Annotated in this window: 11 protein-coding genes and 1 riboswitch; of the genes, 9 read left to right on the top strand and 2 right to left on the bottom strand. The window is 61.3% G+C overall.

The window, feature by feature from the left end; all coding sequences use genetic code 11:
• Window positions 1–17: 17 nt before the first annotated feature.
• Window positions 18–710, bottom strand: coding sequence for a uracil-DNA glycosylase (gene ung, locus ACIPY9_RS06135; protein WP_400698068.1), 693 nt, complete (start codon window positions 708–710; stop codon window positions 18–20).
• A 163-nt stretch (window positions 711–873) separates the two neighbouring features.
• On the opposite strand from ung, the gene ACIPY9_RS06130 reads away from it, so the two are divergent.
• Window positions 874–1977 (top strand): enoyl-CoA hydratase/isomerase family protein, encoded by a 1104-nt coding sequence (locus tag ACIPY9_RS06130; RefSeq protein ID WP_400698324.1) that lies wholly within the window; start codon window positions 874–876, stop codon window positions 1975–1977.
• Between the two features lie 53 nt (window positions 1978–2030).
• Here ACIPY9_RS06130 and ACIPY9_RS06125 read toward each other — a convergent pair whose 3' ends face one another.
• Window positions 2031–2387, bottom strand: a complete 357-nt coding sequence (locus tag ACIPY9_RS06125) for a hypothetical protein (RefSeq protein ID WP_400698322.1) — start codon at window positions 2385–2387, stop codon at window positions 2031–2033.
• A gap of 429 nt (window positions 2388–2816) precedes the next feature.
• Window positions 2817–2919: riboswitch (guanidine-I (ykkC/yxkD leader) on the top strand.
• A gap of 62 nt (window positions 2920–2981) precedes the next feature.
• Between ACIPY9_RS06125 and ACIPY9_RS06120 the strand changes: the two genes are divergently transcribed.
• The 8 genes from ACIPY9_RS06120 to ACIPY9_RS06085 all read left to right on the top strand — a co-directional run bounded on the left by ACIPY9_RS06120 (window position 2982) and on the right by ACIPY9_RS06085 (window position 16067).
• Window positions 2982–4061, top strand: a complete 1080-nt coding sequence (locus ACIPY9_RS06120; protein ID WP_400698066.1) for a putative urea ABC transporter substrate-binding protein — start codon at window positions 2982–2984, stop codon at window positions 4059–4061.
• Window positions 4062–4088: 27 nt separating this feature from the next.
• Window positions 4089–4904, top strand: coding sequence for an ABC transporter permease (locus tag ACIPY9_RS06115; protein ID WP_400698063.1), 816 nt, complete (start codon window positions 4089–4091; stop codon window positions 4902–4904).
• The gene (locus ACIPY9_RS06110; RefSeq protein WP_400698061.1) at window positions 4901–5665 is read left to right on the top strand and encodes an ABC transporter ATP-binding protein; all 765 of its coding nucleotides are present in this window, start codon (window positions 4901–4903) and stop codon (window positions 5663–5665) included. The genes ACIPY9_RS06115 and ACIPY9_RS06110 overlap by 4 nt, the downstream gene beginning before the upstream one ends.
• A gap of 14 nt (window positions 5666–5679) precedes the next feature.
• Entirely contained in the window at window positions 5680–6405 is a 726-nt protein-coding gene (locus ACIPY9_RS06105; RefSeq protein WP_400698058.1) for an urea amidolyase associated protein UAAP1, read from the top strand.
• Window positions 6406–6418: 13 nt separating this feature from the next.
• On the top strand, window positions 6419–7033 hold the full coding sequence (locus ACIPY9_RS06100; protein WP_400698056.1) for an urea amidolyase associated protein UAAP2: 615 nt from the start codon (window positions 6419–6421) through the stop codon (window positions 7031–7033).
• A gap of 122 nt (window positions 7034–7155) precedes the next feature.
• Window positions 7156–10800, top strand: a complete 3645-nt coding sequence (uca, locus tag ACIPY9_RS06095) for an urea carboxylase (RefSeq protein WP_400698054.1) — start codon at window positions 7156–7158, stop codon at window positions 10798–10800.
• 30 nt (window positions 10801–10830) lie between these two features.
• A complete protein-coding gene (gene atzF / locus ACIPY9_RS06090; RefSeq protein WP_400698052.1) occupies window positions 10831–12645 on the top strand; it encodes an allophanate hydrolase in 1815 nt (604 codons plus the stop codon).
• 119 nt (window positions 12646–12764) lie between these two features.
• Entirely contained in the window at window positions 12765–16067 is a 3303-nt protein-coding gene (locus tag ACIPY9_RS06085) for a dermonecrotic toxin domain-containing protein (RefSeq protein ID WP_400698049.1), read from the top strand.
• Window positions 16068–16107 lie beyond the last annotated feature (40 nt).

Genomic DNA, 16107 nt, shown 5'->3' with positions numbered 1-16107 from the left:
ACGGGTGGTCGTCTGGTTCAGATATTTGGCAGATACCAGTCAATCGGCGTCATACCGTTCTGTTCCAGATACTTGTTGGCGCGACCGAAATGCCCGTTCCCCAGAAAGCCCTTGTAGGCCGACAGCGGTGACGGGTGGACCGAGGTCAGCACCAGGTGCTTGGTGGCATCGACCAGTTTCCGCTTGCCTTGTGCATGGGAACCCCACAGCAGAAAGACCAGGTGCGGCTGGTGTGCGCTGACCACTTCGATGACCCGGTCAGTGAAATGCTGCCAGCCTTTACCGGCATGGGATGCCGCATTGGCCCGCTGTACCGTCAGCGTGGTGTTGAGCATCAGCACCCCCTGATCGGCCCAGGATTGCAGACAGCCGTGGTTGGGAATGTCGATGTTCAGGTCACGCTTCAATTCCTTGAAGATGTTGACCAGCGAAGGTGGCGCAGGCACGCCGGGCTGTACCGAAAAGCACAGGCCATGGGCCTGACCCGGGCCGTGATAAGGGTCCTGGCCGAGAATGACGACCTTGACCTTGTCCAGTGGCGTCGAGTTGAGCGCATTGAAGATCAACGGCCCGGGCGGATAGATCTCTTTGCCTTCCGCGTGTTCCTGGCGAAGGAACTCACGCAACTGCGCCATATAAGGTTGGTCGAACTCTTCGCGCAGCGCCTGTTTCCAGCTGGGCTCAAGTTTGATGCGGTCATCGCTTGTCATGGTCATACCCGGTAAAAACACTGCGCGACACTAGGAAAGCTGGCAGCCAATGTCAAATGTCCAGCATTGAACCAGCCGTTTCCTACACTTGACCTCAGACAGCCGTCTGCGGCTTCCCGCACGGCATGATAAAGATCGCTGCCGTACCCACGAGAGGGTCATGATGAATCTGCAATTCAAAGAGCTGCATGCCCAGGATGGTGCCCGGATAGGTCTCGCCAGTCTGGATGCCGAGAAATCCCTCAATGCCCTGTCACTGCCCATGATTCTTGCGCTTCAGGATCAGCTCGATGCCTGGGCGGCCAACCCACAGATCGTCTGCGTCCTGCTGCGGGGCAACGGGCCGAAAGCATTCTGCGCTGGCGGTGAGGTTCGTTCGCTGGCCGAAGCCTGCCGCGAAGAACCGGGAACCGTGCCAGCCCTGGCCGCCAGCTTTTTCGCAGCCGAGTACCGGCTGGACTACAGCCTGCACACCTATCCGAAACCCTTGATCTGCTGGGGCCACGGCTATGTGCTGGGTGGCGGTATGGGCCTGTTGCAGGGTGCCAGCATTCGTATCGTCACGCCCAGCAGCCGCCTGGCGATGCCCGAAATCAGCATCGGCCTGTACCCGGACGTGGGGGCCAGCTGGTTTCTGTCCCGTCTGCCCGGCAAGCTGGGTCTGTTTCTGGGGATGACCGGTGCCCACATCAATGGCCGTGATGCGCTGGACCTGGACCTGGCCGACCGTTTCCTGCTCGACGAACAACAGGACGACTTGATCGAAGGCCTGCTGCAACTGAACTGGCAGGAACAGACCGATATCCAGCTCAACAGCTTGCTCAAGGCCCTGCAACAGGAAGCCGTCAGCCACTTGCCTGAAGCCCAGTGGCTGCCGCGCCGACATCAGATCGATGAGTTGCTGGATGTGGGAAACCTGCCAGGCGCCTGGAATGCCATCAGCCACCTTCAACATCAGGGCGATGCCTTGCTGGCACGTTGCGCCAGGAATCTGCTGGAGGGCTGCCCGCTGACGGCCCATCTGGTCTGGGAGCAGATTGCAAGGGCCCGGCATCTGTCACTGGCTCAGGTGTTCCAGATGGAATACGCCATGAGCCTCAATTGCTGCCGCCATCCGGAGTTCAATGAAGGTGTTCGGGCGCGCCTCATCGACAAGGACCACACGCCCCACTGGCACTGGCAGGATGTCGCCACCCTGCCATCAGCCGTGATCGAGGCTCATTTCGCCAAGACATGGGAAGGCCGGCACCCACTGGCCGACCTGTAGGAGCGAATTCATTCGCGAACGGACCATTCGCGGATAAATCCGCTCCCACGAGATCAATAACGTCCATCACCTCGGCCACGGTCCCATGACCGGCTGCCGCGGTAGTCATTCCGATAGCCGTCATGGCCACGGAACCGGTTATCCCGCCATCCATGCCCCGGTGGCCGTCCGGGCTGGTAATAACGGGGTGGCGGAGGCGGCGCGTAATAGCGCGGCATGGGTGGTGGGGCGTAATAACGCGGTGGCGAGCTGTAGTAATAACGTGTCTGCGGCGCTACATAGATGCGTCGTTCCTGGTAGTAGGAAGAGCGATAACCGTTGTCATAGGCATAGCCTCCAGCGAGCACCGTCGTCGGTTGCGTGTATACCTCGGATTCGTAGTAACCGGGGCCTGCATAGCACCCCGTCATGAACAGGGACAGCAAAGCGATAAGCAAGGATTTTCGATACATGGCGGCCTCCTTGGACCGCGATTGGGCACAACCAGCGACGCTGGTCGGCATCGGCCCCATAGAGTGGGCGGACGAAGATTCAGACAGCAAAAAGGCCATCTAGTGCGGAATCCTCCCCTTGCCATGCAGGGCCAGACAGCCCCGAAAAGCCCTGAAAACCAAGGCCTGCGGGCCTGCTCCAGCGCCGTACAAAGGTGATACAAAACATTTCAGCCCATGACGCCTCATCACGGTGCAAACCTGCACCAGCACAAGGCAGCCCTGCCCCTGAAAGCCCACCTTCCTTTTAAGCAATCCATGAAGAAACAAGGCGTGCAGCAAGTTGGCACAACTCTCGCTTAACGATGGGTGTGCAGGAGTCAACACCGCTTCGCGGCACCACAATTTGCAATAGCCGACTAGGGTTCCGGCTTGCCGACAGGCAAGTGGCTGGTCCGAGAGTTGGCGACCTCCAGTAGAGGTTACACGGCGGGATAAAAGCCCGGGAGACAGGACACCAGTGGTGTCGAGTTGCTCCTGGCCGCCCCTTTCACTACTGGAGGTTTATTCAGCATGCAGAAGCACAAGCCAAAGTCCCGTCTGTCCGGTCTGCTCACCGCAGGCCTCATCGCTGCATTGAGCCTCTCGGCACAGGCCGCTCCCAAAGATCATTTCAACGTCTGCTGGACCATCTACGCGGGCTGGATGCCGTGGGAATACGCAGGCACCCAGGGCATTGTCGACAAGTGGGCGAAGAAGTACGGCATCAAGATCGATGTCACCCAGCTCAACGACTACGTTGAGTCGATCAATCAGTACACCGCCGGCCAGTTCGATGGCTGCACGATGACCAACATGGACGCCCTGACCATTCCGGCCGCTGGCGGCGTGGAAAGCACCGCACTGATCGTCAGCGACTTCTCCAACGGCAACGACGGTATCGTCCTCAAGGGCGAAGGCAAGAAAGTCGCCGACCTCAAGGGCATGGACGTCAATCTGGTGGAGCTGTCGGTGTCCCACTACCTGCTGGCCCGTGCGCTGGAAAGTGCCGACCTCACCGAAAAAGACCTGAAAGTGGTCAACACTTCGGACGCCGATATCTCGGCCGCCTTCAACACAGATGACGTCAAGGCAGTCACCACCTGGAACCCGATGCTCTCGGATATCAAGAGCAAGCCCGGCGTCACCCAGGTCTTCGACTCGAGCAAGATCCCCGGCGAGATCATGGACATGATGGTGGTCAACACCCAGACCCTGAAGGACAACCCGGCGCTGGGCAAGGCCCTGACCGGTGCCTGGTTCGAGGTGGTGGCCCTGATGAACGCCAAATCGGCTGCCAGCCAGACCGCGCTGGAACACATGGCCAAGGCGTCGGGCACCGATCTGGCGGGGTTCCAGTCACAACTCGAAACCACCCGCCTGTTCGCCACGCCTAAAGAAGCCCTGACGTTCGCCACCAGCACGCAGTTGCCGGAAACCATGCGCAAGGTCGCCAACTTTTCCTTTGAACACGGCCTGCTCGGCGAAGGTGCCAGGGACTCCAGCGCCGTGGGCATGTCGTTCGCCAATGGCGTGACCGAAGGCGACAAGGCCAACCTCAAGCTGCACTTCGACCCCAGCTACGTGCAGATGGCCGCCGACAACAAGCTGTAAACCGTACCCCGTCCAAAGGTCATTGCCATGCGCTTGATAAATCGCCACCCGGACCGGGCCGGCCGCCTGATTCTGGTGATTCTGCCCTTCGCCCTGTTGCTGTTTGCCTACTTCACAGGCTCGGCCACACGGCTGATGGAGAACCCCAACGACAAACTGCTGCCCAGCGCAGTGCAGATGGCCGATGCGGTCCATCGCATGGCCTTCACCGAAGACACGCGCACCGGCAGTTACCTGCTGTGGCAAGACACCGGTTCCAGCCTGCAACGGCTGGCCATCGGGTTGGGGATCAGCGCCTTGCTGGGGCTGTGCCTGGGAATAGCGTCGGGCATCCTGCCGATGTTCGGTGCGCCTCTGTCCCCCTTGCTGACGGTGTTGTCGATGGTGCCGCCGCTGGCGATCCTGCCGATTCTGTTCATCGTTTTCGGCCTGGGCGAGTTATCGAAAGTGATGCTGATCGTCATCGGCATCACCCCGGTTCTGGCCCGGGATCTGGAACAGAAAGCGCGAGAAATCCCGGTCGAATTGCTGATCAAGGCACAAACCCTGGGTGCCTCGACCTGGACGTTGATTCTGCGGGTGATCCTGCCGCAATTACTGCCTCGCCTGCTGATCGCGCTGCGTCTGGTGCTGGGTTCGGCCTGGCTGTTCCTGATCGCGGCCGAAGCCATCGCCTCCACGGACGGGCTGGGTTACCGGATTTTCCTCGTGCGGCGCTATCTGGCCATGGACGTGATCCTGCCTTACGTGATCTGGATCACCCTGCTTGCCTGGCTGATGGACTGGGGCCTCAAGGCCCTGACCCGTCGGGCCTTCCCCTGGTATGAAGGAGCCCGCGGATGAACTTCATTTCTGTACGCAATGTCTGGCAACAGTACGACGATCAGGTGGTGCTCGAAGGCTTGAACCTGGACGTGGCTGAAGGGGAATTCTGCACCCTCGTCGGCGCCTCGGGCTGCGGCAAGTCCACCTTCCTGCGCCTGTTGCTCGGCCAGGAAACTCCCAGCCGTGGCGCAATCACACTGGACGGCAAGGCCTTGAGCCATGAGCCGGACCCCAGCCGTGGTGTGGTCTTCCAGCGCTACTCAGTCTTCCCGCACCTGTCGGTGCTGGACAACGTGGCACTGGGCCTGGAACTGCCGAACGCGCCCTGGATCGGGCGGCTGTTCGGGCAGGCCAAGCGCAATGCCCGAGAGCAAGCCGAAGTGCTGTTGCACAAGGTTGGCCTGGGCCATGCGCTGGACAAATACCCGACCCAACTGTCCGGCGGCATGCAACAACGGCTGGCCATCGCTCAGGCGTTGATCATGAAACCTCGCGTCCTGCTGCTGGACGAACCTTTCGGGGCGCTGGACCCCGGCATTCGCAAGGACATGCACAACCTGCTGCTGGAGCTGTGGCGGGAAACGAAGCTGACCGTGTTCATGGTCACCCACGACCTGTCCGAAGGTTTCAACCTCGGCACCCGCCTGATGGTGTTCGACAAGGTGCGGCATGACCCCCACGCCCCCGGTGCCTATGGCGCACGCATCACCTACGACATTCCCCTGAACAGCGGCCGCCTTGCAGCACGTGCGGCCCTCGATTCGTTGCAATCGGCTTGAAAGGAGCCTGATCCATGACTGATTCAACCACCCTGTTCTCCGTGTTCGCCGAAGAGCTGTTGCCCGGCGGCGCTCATCGCTCATTTGTGCTCAAACGCGGCGAACTGCTGCGTCTGACCGACCTGAACGGCAATGCCAACGTCAGCCTGACGCTGCTCAATGCCCATGAAAAGACCGAGCGCCTTAACCTGCCCGACAGCCTCAAATGCCAGCACACCGCCAAACTCACCCGCGGCCACTGCCTGTATTCGGACATGGGCCGTGTACTGGCAGCCATCACGGCTGACACCTGCGGCTGGAGCGACAGCATCGGTGGCGTGCTCAACGCCCGGGAAGTGGCAGAAAAATACGGCCAGGGCCGCTATCAGGAACGACGCAATGGCTTCTTCCGCAACGGCGTCGACAACCTGCTGGTGGAGCTGGGCAAATGGGGGCTGGGCCTGTCCGACCTGCTGATGACCCTGAACCTGTTCAGCCGGGTCAATGTGGACGAGGCCGGCGCATTGCATTTCGTGCCGGACAACTCCAAAGCCGGGGACTACATCGAACTGTATGCACCGATGGACACGCTGGTGGTACTGACCGCCCTGCAACACCCGATGGACCCCAACCCGACCTACGCCCCGCAGCCTTTGAAGCTGAGCTGGATGAAAGCCGACGCCAGCGTGGCCGAGCATTGCCGCACGTCACGCCCGGAAAACGAGCGTGGCTTCATCAACACCGACCGTCTGTTCGCCTGAGGAGGCCCCTGCCATGCATTCGACTCACCACTGCTGCGACGCGACCATACCGGCGGGCGAGCCTTTCCTGACCGAGGTCAAGGCCGGACAGACCGTGCGCATTCTCGACCTGGAAGGCAATCAGGCCGTCGATACCCTGTTCTACAGCCTGGCCAATCCGCGCGAGCGTTATGACGTGCAACGCACCCTGCGTCGCCAGAACAGCGTGTACCTGACCACCGGCAGCGTGCTGTATTCCAACCTCGGCCAGCCGATGCTGACCATCGTCGATGACACTTGCGGCCGGCATGACACCCTCGGCGGTGCCTGCGCCCAGGAAAGCAACACCGTGCGCTACGCCCTCGAAAAACTGCACATGCACAGCTGCCGCGACAACTACCTGCGCGCCTGCGCCCATGACGGGCGGCTGGGCAAGAGCGATATCGGGCCGAACATCAACTTCTTCATGAACGTCCCGGTGACGGCCGAAGGCGGCCTGACCTTCGAGGACGGCATTTCCGCCCCCGGCAAATACGTCGAGCTGCGTGCCGAAATGGACGTGATCGTGCTGATCTCCAACTGCCCGCAACTGAACAACCCCTGCAACGGTTACAACCCGACACCGGCCCGGATACTGATTCGGGACTGATCCCGGAATCGCGACATTCAGAGCCCACCACAACGGACGACCGTTGTGCGCAACGACCCATAGCGGGACGGCCCGCTTCCCATCACGAAACCGAGCGAGCCTGGGTTTCCGGGGTTTATGCCATGTTCGACAAACTGCTGATCGCCAACCGTGGCGCCATTGCCTGCCGCATCCTGCGAACCCTGCGCACCTTGAAGGTCAAGGGCGTGGCGGTCTACTCCGAAGCCGACGCCGCCAGCCTGCACCTGATGCAGGCCGACGAAGCCCACAGCCTGGGCGAAGGCGGTGCGGCGAATACGTATCTGGCGGTCGACAAGATCCTCGCCATTGCCGCTGAAAGCGGTGCCAGGGCGATTCACCCCGGCTACGGTTTTCTCTCGGAAAACGCAGCCTTCGCCCAGGCCTGCGAAGACGCCGGTATTGCCTTCGTCGGCCCGACACCGGAGCAACTGCGCGTCTTCGGCCTGAAACACACCGCCCGCGCACTGGCCAGACAGCATGGCGTGCCGATGCTTGAAGGCACCGAACTGCTCGACAGTCTCGAAGCGGCCCTGACGGCAGCCCGTGAGATCGGCTATCCGGTGATGCTCAAGAGCACAGCGGGCGGAGGCGGGATCGGCATGCGCGTCTGCCGCAGCGCCGAGGAACTGACCGAATCCTTCGAGGCGGTGAAACGCCTGGGGCAGAACAATTTCAGCGACGCGGGCGTCTTCATCGAGAAATACATCCAGCGCGCCCGCCACCTTGAAGTGCAGGTCTTCGGTGACGGTCAGGGCGAGGTATTGGCCCTTGGTGTGCGCGACTGCTCGGTGCAGCGTCGCAACCAGAAAGTGCTGGAAGAAACCCCTGCACCAAACCTGCCGGACGGCATGGCCGACGAACTCTGCGCAGCCGCCATCAAACTGGCCAGGGCCGTCCATTATCGCAGCGCCGGAACCGTGGAATTTGTCTTCGACAGCGAAGACCAGCGTTTCTACTTTCTGGAAGTGAATACCCGTCTGCAGGTTGAACACGGTGTCACCGAGCAGGTATGGGGTGTCGATCTGGTGAGCTGGATGGTGCAACTGGCCGCAGGCGACCTGCCGCCCCTGAGCCAGTTGCAAGCCAGCCTGAAACCCACCGGCCATGCCATTCAGGCACGACTGTATGCCGAAGATCCGGGCCGTGACTTCCAGCCCTGCCCCGGCCTGCTGACCGCCGTGGGCTTTCCCGTCGCCGATGGCAAGCGCCTGCGCATCGATACCTGGGTGGAAGCCGGTTGCGAGATTCCACCCTTTTTCGACCCGATGATTGCCAAGCTCATCAGTTGGGCACCCGATCGGCAGAGCGCCAGCGATGCCCTGAGCCAGGCCCTGGACGACACACGTCTGTATGGCGTGGAAACCAACCGCGACTACCTGCGCCAGATCCTCGTCGATGCGCCGTTTGCCAGCGGCGAACCCTGGACCCGTTGCCTGGAAGGCCTGAGCTATCACGCCGACACCTTTGAAGTCCTCAGTGGCGGAACCCAGACCACCGTGCAGGATTATCCGGGCCGTCTCGGCTACTGGGCCGTCGGCGTGCCGCCTTCAGGCCCGATGGACAGCCGTGCCTTGCGTCAGGGCAACCGGCTGCTGGGCAATGCCGAAGGCTGCGCTGCGCTGGAAATCACCATGAGCGGGCCATTGCTGCGCTTCAATACCGATGCCGTGGTCGCGGTCACCGGGGCAGCAATCCCGATCGCCCTTGACGGTGAACCGCAGGCCATGAACACCGCGCTGCCGATCGCTGCCGGTTCGACCCTGGCGCTGGGCACCATCCCCGGTGCCGGGGCACGCAGTTACCTGTGTGTGCGCGGCGGGCTGGACGTGCCGGATTATCTGGGCAGCAAAAGTACCTTCACCCTGGGCCAGTTCGGCGGCCATGGCGGACGGGCTTTACGCGCCGGGGATGTGCTGCATGTCTCAGCGCTGACGGACCGAAGCGCAGGCCAGCAAATACCGGACGATCAGGTTCCGGACTTGCCCGATGTGCGCCAGATCCGCGTGATCTATGGCCCTCATGGTGCGCCGGAATATTTCACCGAAAACTACATCGACACCTTCCTGGCCACTGACTGGGAAGTGCATTTCAACTCCAGCCGCACCGGCGTGCGCCTGATCGGCCCCAAGCCGGAATGGGTACGTGCCGACGGCGGCGAAGCCGGTCTGCACCCGTCCAACATCCACGACAACCCTTACGCCATCGGCGCGGTGGATTTCACCGGCGACATGCCGGTCATCCTCGGCCCGGACGGCCCGAGCCTGGGCGGCTTCGTCTGCCCGGTGACCATCATCGAAGCGGACTTGTGGCAACTGGGGCAACTCAAGGCCGGAGATAAAGTGCGCTTCAGTCCGGTCAGCCTGGAAGAAGCCCGTACCCTCATCTGTAGGAGCGACTTCAGTCGCGAAAGCACCGGCCCAGACACAGATGATGTATCGACCCATTCGCGGATGAATCCGCTCCTACAGGATGAATACATCCCATATGGGACGCCGGTGGTGCTGGACATTGGCCAGGACGACAAACGCCTGGTCGCACGGCTTTCCGGCGATACCCATGTGCTGCTGGAAATCGGTGCGCCCGAACTGGATCTGGTGCTGCGTTTCCGGGGCCATGCCTTGATGCAGGCGCTGGAAAGCAAGGCGCTGGCGGGGGTGATTGATCTGACGCCGGGCATTCGTTCCCTGCAAGTGCACTATCAGCCCGAACAATTGCCGCTGGGGCAACTGCTCGAGATCGTGGCCGGTGAATGGGATGCCGTCTGCACCACCGGGGACCTGCAAGTCCCGTCGCGCATCGTGCACCTGCCCTTGTCCTGGGACGATCCGGCCTGCCAGCTGGCCATCGAGAAATACATGACCACCGTGCGCAAGGATGCGCCCTGGTGCCCGAGCAACCTGGAGTTCATCCGGCGCATCAACGACCTGCCCAATCTGGACGAAGTGCAGCGCACCGTGTTCGACGCCCGCTATCTGGTCATGGGCCTGGGCGATGTTTACCTGGGCGCGCCAGTGGCCACACCGCTGGACCCGCGTCATCGTCTGGTCACCACCAAGTACAACCCGGCACGCACCTGGACCGCCGAAAACTCGGTGGGCATCGGCGGTGCCTACATGTGCGTGTACGGCATGGAAGGCCCTGGTGGCTATCAGTTCGTGGGGCGTACGCTGCAAATGTGGAACCGCTATCGCGAAGTCGCCGCCTTCGATGGCAAACCCTGGCTGCTGCGTTTCTTCGACCAGATTCGCTTCTACCCGGTCAGTGCCGAGGAACTGCTGCGCATCCGCCGCGATTTCCCGCTGGGCCGTTACCCGCTGAGCATCGAGCACAGCACCCTGAATCTGACGGATTACCAAGACTTTCTGGCGAAGGAAGCCGACGGCATCGCCGCCTTTCGCAGCCAGCAGCAAGCCGCCTTCCAGGCCGAACGCGAACGCTGGATCGCCAACGGACAAGCCGACTTCGAGAGTGAGGAAAGTGCCGCACCGCTCACCGATGAGCCGGCACTTGAACCCGGCCAGCAAGGGGTCGACAGCCATATCGCCGGCAACCTGTGGCAAGTCCAGGTTCAGCCGGGAGAACGGGTGACGGCAGGCGATGTGCTGGTGGTGCTGGAGTCCATGAAGATGGAAATCCCGCTGCTGGCCCCCGTGGATGGCATCGTCCGTGACGTGCGGGTACAGCCCGGCTCGGCCGTGCGCGCCGGACAACGTGTGGTCGTTCTGGAAACGGACCGGAACGCTTGAACCTTTGAGACTTTCAGACGGAATTTCGCCATGAACCACAACGTATCGTTAAGTGATCTGCGACTGGACACCGTGCGTGCCGCCTACCAGTCCGGCCAGCTCACGCCTCGGCAACTGATCCTGGCCCTGCACGAAAAGGCCGCAGCCCTGAACCCAGACTTTCACCTGTTCATCCATCTGTTGAGCCTGGCGGAACTGGAACCGTATCTGGCGGCACTGGAAAGCCGCCGGGTCGAGGAACTGCCGCTGTATGGCATCCCGTTTTCCATCAAGGACAACATCGACCTGAAGGGCGTCCCCACCACAGCCGCCTGCCCGGCGTACGCTTATGTACCGGAACGTTCGGCCACCATTGTCGAGCAACTGATCGCGCTGGGCGCCATCCCCATGGGCAAGACCAACCTCGATCAGTTCGCGACCGGCCTGAACGGCAGCCGCTCGCCTTATGGTGCCTGCCCCAACAGCGTGCTCAAGGAATACCCGTCCGGCGGCTCAAGCTCCGGCTCGTCTCTGGCGGTGGCACTGGGCGTCAGCAGTTTCTCGCTGGGCACCGACACCGCTGGCTCGGGTCGTGTACCGGCGGCACTGAACAATCTGGTCGGCATGAAGGCCAGCAAGGGCCTGATTTCGACGGCGGGAGTGGTCCCGGCCTGCCGTACGCTGGATTGCGTGACCACCTTCACCGCCACCGCTCGGGAAGCCAGTCAGTTACTGGGGCTGATCGCCAGACCGGACCCGCGTGACGAGTACAGCCGAAGCAACCCGTTGTGGAATGACGCCTCGGCGTTCGGTGCCCCTCGTCCGTTCCGTTTCGGTGTCCCTCGCCCCGAAGACCTGGCGTTCTTCGGCTGCTCCCAGGGGCCGGCGTTGTTCGACTCAGCCCTGGCCCACCTGAAAGCGCTGGGCGGCGAAGCCGTCACGCTGGACCTGTCGCCTTTCCTGGAAGCGGCACGCCTGCTGTATGAAGGCCCCTGGGTGGCCGAGCGTTACAGCGTGGCCGGGCCATTGATGCAGGAATCCCCCGACGCCGTATTGCCGGTCATCCGCGCTGTACTGGCCAAGGCACCGGCGGTCACCGGCGTCGATACCTTTCGGGCGCAATACCGGCTACAGGCGCTCAAGGCAATCTGTGACAAGGCGCTCGAGGGCCTGGATTTCGTGGTCACACCCAGCATAGGCCGCCCGGTCACGCTGGCGGAGCTGGAAGCCGAGCCGGTACTGCGCAACTCGGAACTCGGCTATTACACCAACTTCGTCAACCTGCTGGATTACGCCGCCGTTGCGGTGCCCAGCGCGTTCATGGACAACGGCCTGCCCTGGGGCGTGACCCTGTTCGGCCGGGCATTTACCGACCAGTACCTGCTCAGCGTCGCCGATGCCTTGCAACGTGAAACGGCCCTGCCGTTGATTGGCGGTCATACGCCCAAGTTGCCTCAGCCGCTGGCAACGGCCCGTCATGACATGAGCCGCCTGGTGGTGTGTGGCGCACATCTGGACGGTCTGGCGCTGAACTGGCAACTCAAGCAACGTGGCGCACGCCTGCTGGAAGTGACAAAAAGCTCGCCCGACTATCAGCTTCATGCCCTGGCAGGCGGCCCACCGTTTCGTCCCGGCATGCTGCGTGTTGCACAGGGTGGCGTCGCGATCGAGGTGGAAGTCTGGGAATTGCCGAGCCGAGAACTGGGTTCATTCCTGACCGGCATCCCCGCACCGCTGGGCCTGGGCAAGGTGCAACTGGCCGACGGACGCTGGGAAAGCGGTTTCATCTGCGAGCCTTACGGGCTTGAAGGGGCGACCGATATCAGCCATCTCGGCGGCTGGCGCGCATATCTGCAACAACAGTGATCCACAGCGGCCTGCCATTCACAGGCCGCTTTTTTTCCGCCTGTATATAAATAGATAGCCAGGCTGTCGGCACGGCCCGCGACATAGTAAGCGATCACCCACTTCGCGCTGTCACTGCCATGAATGATCTCCGGGATCGCCCCCCTCTTGCCTTCGATCTGGAACACCCCAATCTGGTCACGCTACCGGGGCCCGATGCGGAAAGAAAAGACAGCCTCAATGCCTCGGGGTCGTTTTCCCTTGAGCCTTTTCGTCATTCGGCCCCCGAGACACAGCCGTCTCCACCGGACGAACTGGCCACGCACATACAGCGCCAGCTCAAGGCACTCCGGAAAAGCCCGGGATTCAAGCTGATCGCCGAGTCGGCCCTGTTCCTGAAAGCCATCCAGCTGGACATGGATTGCCCTGCGCCGCCACGTCGCCACGTTCACGAACAGCTGTCACGGTTGCTGCGACAAAAGACCGGCAAGCCACTGGACCCCGATCATGTGCACATCACGCTCAAGACCCAGACTCACCCCTCGGTCGACGAACAAGGGCAAGAACGCTACAGCCAGCGCTTTTCACTGACCGGGCTGGCCCTGGCCTGCCTCGACCCGAAGCACCAGCAGGACTTGAAAAACTGCGTACCAACAGACGCGCCCCTGGCCCCATCGCTGACCACCGGAACAGTGTTTGAACTCATCACCGGCACGCCGTGGGCCGACCATTACCGTCATACGCTCGATACCTTCTGGCGCACTCATGAGGCGACTTATCGCACACTGGCCAGGCTGTCCTTTCTCGACAGTCTGGCCCGTCAGTCAGCCCGAAGAAAGATCAGCCGGGATGGCTATTACCTGACCCTGGATGCACTGGGCTTCGCAGGCTTCCCCACCGACCTCCAGTCACTGGAGTCCGGGGCTCGCGGGCAGCTTGCCGAAGTCCACATGCTGTCACTCAACGGCAGACAGGTCCCCTGCCTCTTTCAGGTCCGCTCCCCCAACACCTCGCATTGTTTCATTCACGCCCCCGGACTGTCGGCAGCCGTCATCGAATACATCAGCGACGACCCTGCCTACATGGCGCAAAGGCTGCTGGATGCCCTCAACGCCTCGCACCTGCACAGACGCTGGCTGAGCCAACACTTCAACGACGACAACCTCCCCTTGTCCGTCCAGTCCGTGCCGATCATGGATGACGTGTTCAGCCACCTGACGAAGGCACAGCAGACCTTTGCCCTCGACCTGCTGAACAACGCCGACGAAGCGCGCATGATCGATCCCTTCAAGCCCATTGCGCGCAGTCTGGCACTGGCAGGTGCCGTGGACCTCTGGCAGACACAACCCGCGATCCTCAAACACATTCCCTCACCGCACAGGCTGGCGGCTCGGCTCATGGGGGAAGCCCTCCCCGACTCATCACTGAACCCGGATCACGTGTTCATTGCCTATCGTCGCGGCACCTCGATCACGCCACTGGGCAGCGTCCATCAACCCGTGTCCCACGTGCATGTGCCCAGTGAAAAGCCCGTCAGTCTCAGTGAAGCCCTGATCAACAACTATCGGGTCGAGTACCCCGCAGGCTACATCGATCATGGGGGGCGCTCCGTGGTGTACCTGGACCCGACCGGCAAAGGGGACTGGGCCGATGACAGGGAACTTCCCCTCTCCGCCCAAAGCATCGAGGACAAGATAATAGCCATCGACTTCCTGTCCCTGATGTCGGCGCATCTCGATGAATTCTGGGAGCAGCAGGCCGACACGATCGAAGCGGCCTTCCGGACCCTGTTCATGACACAGGCTGTCATCTGCCTCAAACAGGGCAGCCTGCTTCGCAGTGGCTTCGACAGGGTCGTACAGTCACTGACGGCTCCAGGAGCACGCTGGCTCACCCTGGGGTTCGAGGTGAAAAGCTCATTCTCCGAAGGCATACAGGCTCTGCAATGTGCAGGGCTGCTGATACTGGAGGGGGCTCAGAAAAACCACCGGGTGCTTTATCAGCCCGGCTTGCCCCAGGCGTTCGTGGAGTTTCAGCATGACGAAGGGCTTCAGAAATACCTCAGGCACGCCACCGGGAAAGAACAATGGCGCACGGCCGTTCTGAACTACATCCCGCAACGTCATCAGCAGCGACTGGATTACCTGTTCAAGCTATGGGCCGGTATACAGGCCCCGACGCCACCGGCGTCCATCCTCCGCCCATGGACAGACACCCTTTACAACACCGACGTACGCAAGGCACTGAATCACACCTTTCATGAACACCCGTTGTCGGGCTCTCCCTTTGCCTTCATGCGCCAGACACTGAAACGGAACGCACTGGAAGAGGCCCGGCAGCAGATCGTGACCTCAGCCCAGCTTTCCCTGCGCTACTGGACCGAACAACTGAATCATCTGCAATTGTTGCTGGCCCCCATGTCCCTGCTGCTGACCCCAGCCTGGATGGTTTCTCTGGCCACGGAAATCGGTATCGCCTCTTTGAATATCGCTTCTGCCAATCTGCCGGGCATCCGCGCTGAGGAAAAAAGGCAAGCGATGCTGTCCCTCCTGTCGCTTGGACTGTTTAACCTGGCGCCCTATACGCCAAGGCTGCTGGGAGGGCTCGGCAAGAAGGCGGTACCCGCCGGAAACGCCGTGCGTACCGGTTCAGGTGTTTTCGTCCGGCCCTTGAATCAGACGGCACGGCTGCGTCGCAGCGTGAACCCGAGAAATACCCGCCTGGAAAAATTCTTTCACACCGACAGCGTGCTCAAGGTCTGGACCATTCCCGGGCTTCCTCTCTCCGGCAGCCTGGCCATTCATGCCTGGAAACTGGGTCGAAAGTTCCTGCTCTGGACTTCAAGCAGAGGCCAGGCGCGTACGCTGGTCATCAGCACTCATGGCCATTACATGCCCTGGAGTTCTACCGTGAAGATTCCGAACGGCACCGAAATCCAGACCTTTGCGCCTCACGGGTACGTGCTGATCGACCCCAAACTGCATCGAGTGGTCAGCGGAAAAATCGGTCCGTTCGCCCGATCGGACAGTTTCGGCAATACCCTGGCCATTCCCCCGTCCTCATTACCGCCTCTGGTGCTGACCGACAAACTGATGGCTGGCACTTCCCTGCCCGGACGATTGAAAAACTACACCCTGTCCAAGTTTCAGACCGTCAGCGATGAAACCTATCAGGACATTGCCCATATTGTGCGCAACTCCAATATTTCACCCTTCAAGAACCAACTCCCGCCCACGCCCATGGATGTATTGACCGTCCGTAATCGCTTTGCAATGAACGCCCCCACACTGGATGACCTGTTCCAGACATTGTTTGCCCAGGGTATTCATTATGACCGTATTCTTCTGGTGCATTGCCGATGTGCCGCACTCGACGTATTGCTGCATCGCGCCCCGGAATATCAAGGTATTGTGTTGAAACCGACACTCATTAATGCACCCTGATTGAAAATGACAGACAACGTGGCCGCACATCCAATTATTA

Origin of the sequence: Pseudomonas sp. NPDC089734, from assembly GCF_044748865.1 — a bacterium.
Lineage (GTDB): Bacteria > Pseudomonadota > Gammaproteobacteria > Pseudomonadales > Pseudomonadaceae > Aquipseudomonas.
This window is presented reverse-complemented; position numbering and strand designations above follow the sequence as displayed.

Bases quoted from the DNA above. Each gene is read 5' to 3' on its own strand.
- ung (WP_400698068.1), bottom strand. From the start codon at position 710: ATGACAAGCGATGACCGCATCAAACTTGAGCCCAGCTGGAAACAGGCG.
- ACIPY9_RS06130 (WP_400698324.1), top strand. From the start codon at position 874: ATGAATCTGCAATTCAAAGAGCTGCATGCCCAGGATGGTGCCCGGATA.
- ACIPY9_RS06125 (WP_400698322.1), bottom strand. From the start codon at position 2,387: ATGACGGGGTGCTATGCAGGCCCCGGTTACTACGAATCCGAGGTATAC.
- ACIPY9_RS06120 (WP_400698066.1), top strand. From the start codon at position 2,982: ATGCAGAAGCACAAGCCAAAGTCCCGTCTGTCCGGTCTGCTCACCGCA.
- ACIPY9_RS06115 (WP_400698063.1), top strand. From the start codon at position 4,089: ATGCGCTTGATAAATCGCCACCCGGACCGGGCCGGCCGCCTGATTCTG.
- ACIPY9_RS06110 (WP_400698061.1), top strand. From the start codon at position 4,901: ATGAACTTCATTTCTGTACGCAATGTCTGGCAACAGTACGACGATCAG.
- ACIPY9_RS06105 (WP_400698058.1), top strand. From the start codon at position 5,680: ATGACTGATTCAACCACCCTGTTCTCCGTGTTCGCCGAAGAGCTGTTG.
- ACIPY9_RS06100 (WP_400698056.1), top strand. From the start codon at position 6,419: ATGCATTCGACTCACCACTGCTGCGACGCGACCATACCGGCGGGCGAG.
- uca (WP_400698054.1), top strand. From the start codon at position 7,156: ATGTTCGACAAACTGCTGATCGCCAACCGTGGCGCCATTGCCTGCCGC.
- atzF (WP_400698052.1), top strand. From the start codon at position 10,831: ATGAACCACAACGTATCGTTAAGTGATCTGCGACTGGACACCGTGCGT.
- ACIPY9_RS06085 (WP_400698049.1), top strand. From the start codon at position 12,765: ATGAATGATCTCCGGGATCGCCCCCCTCTTGCCTTCGATCTGGAACAC.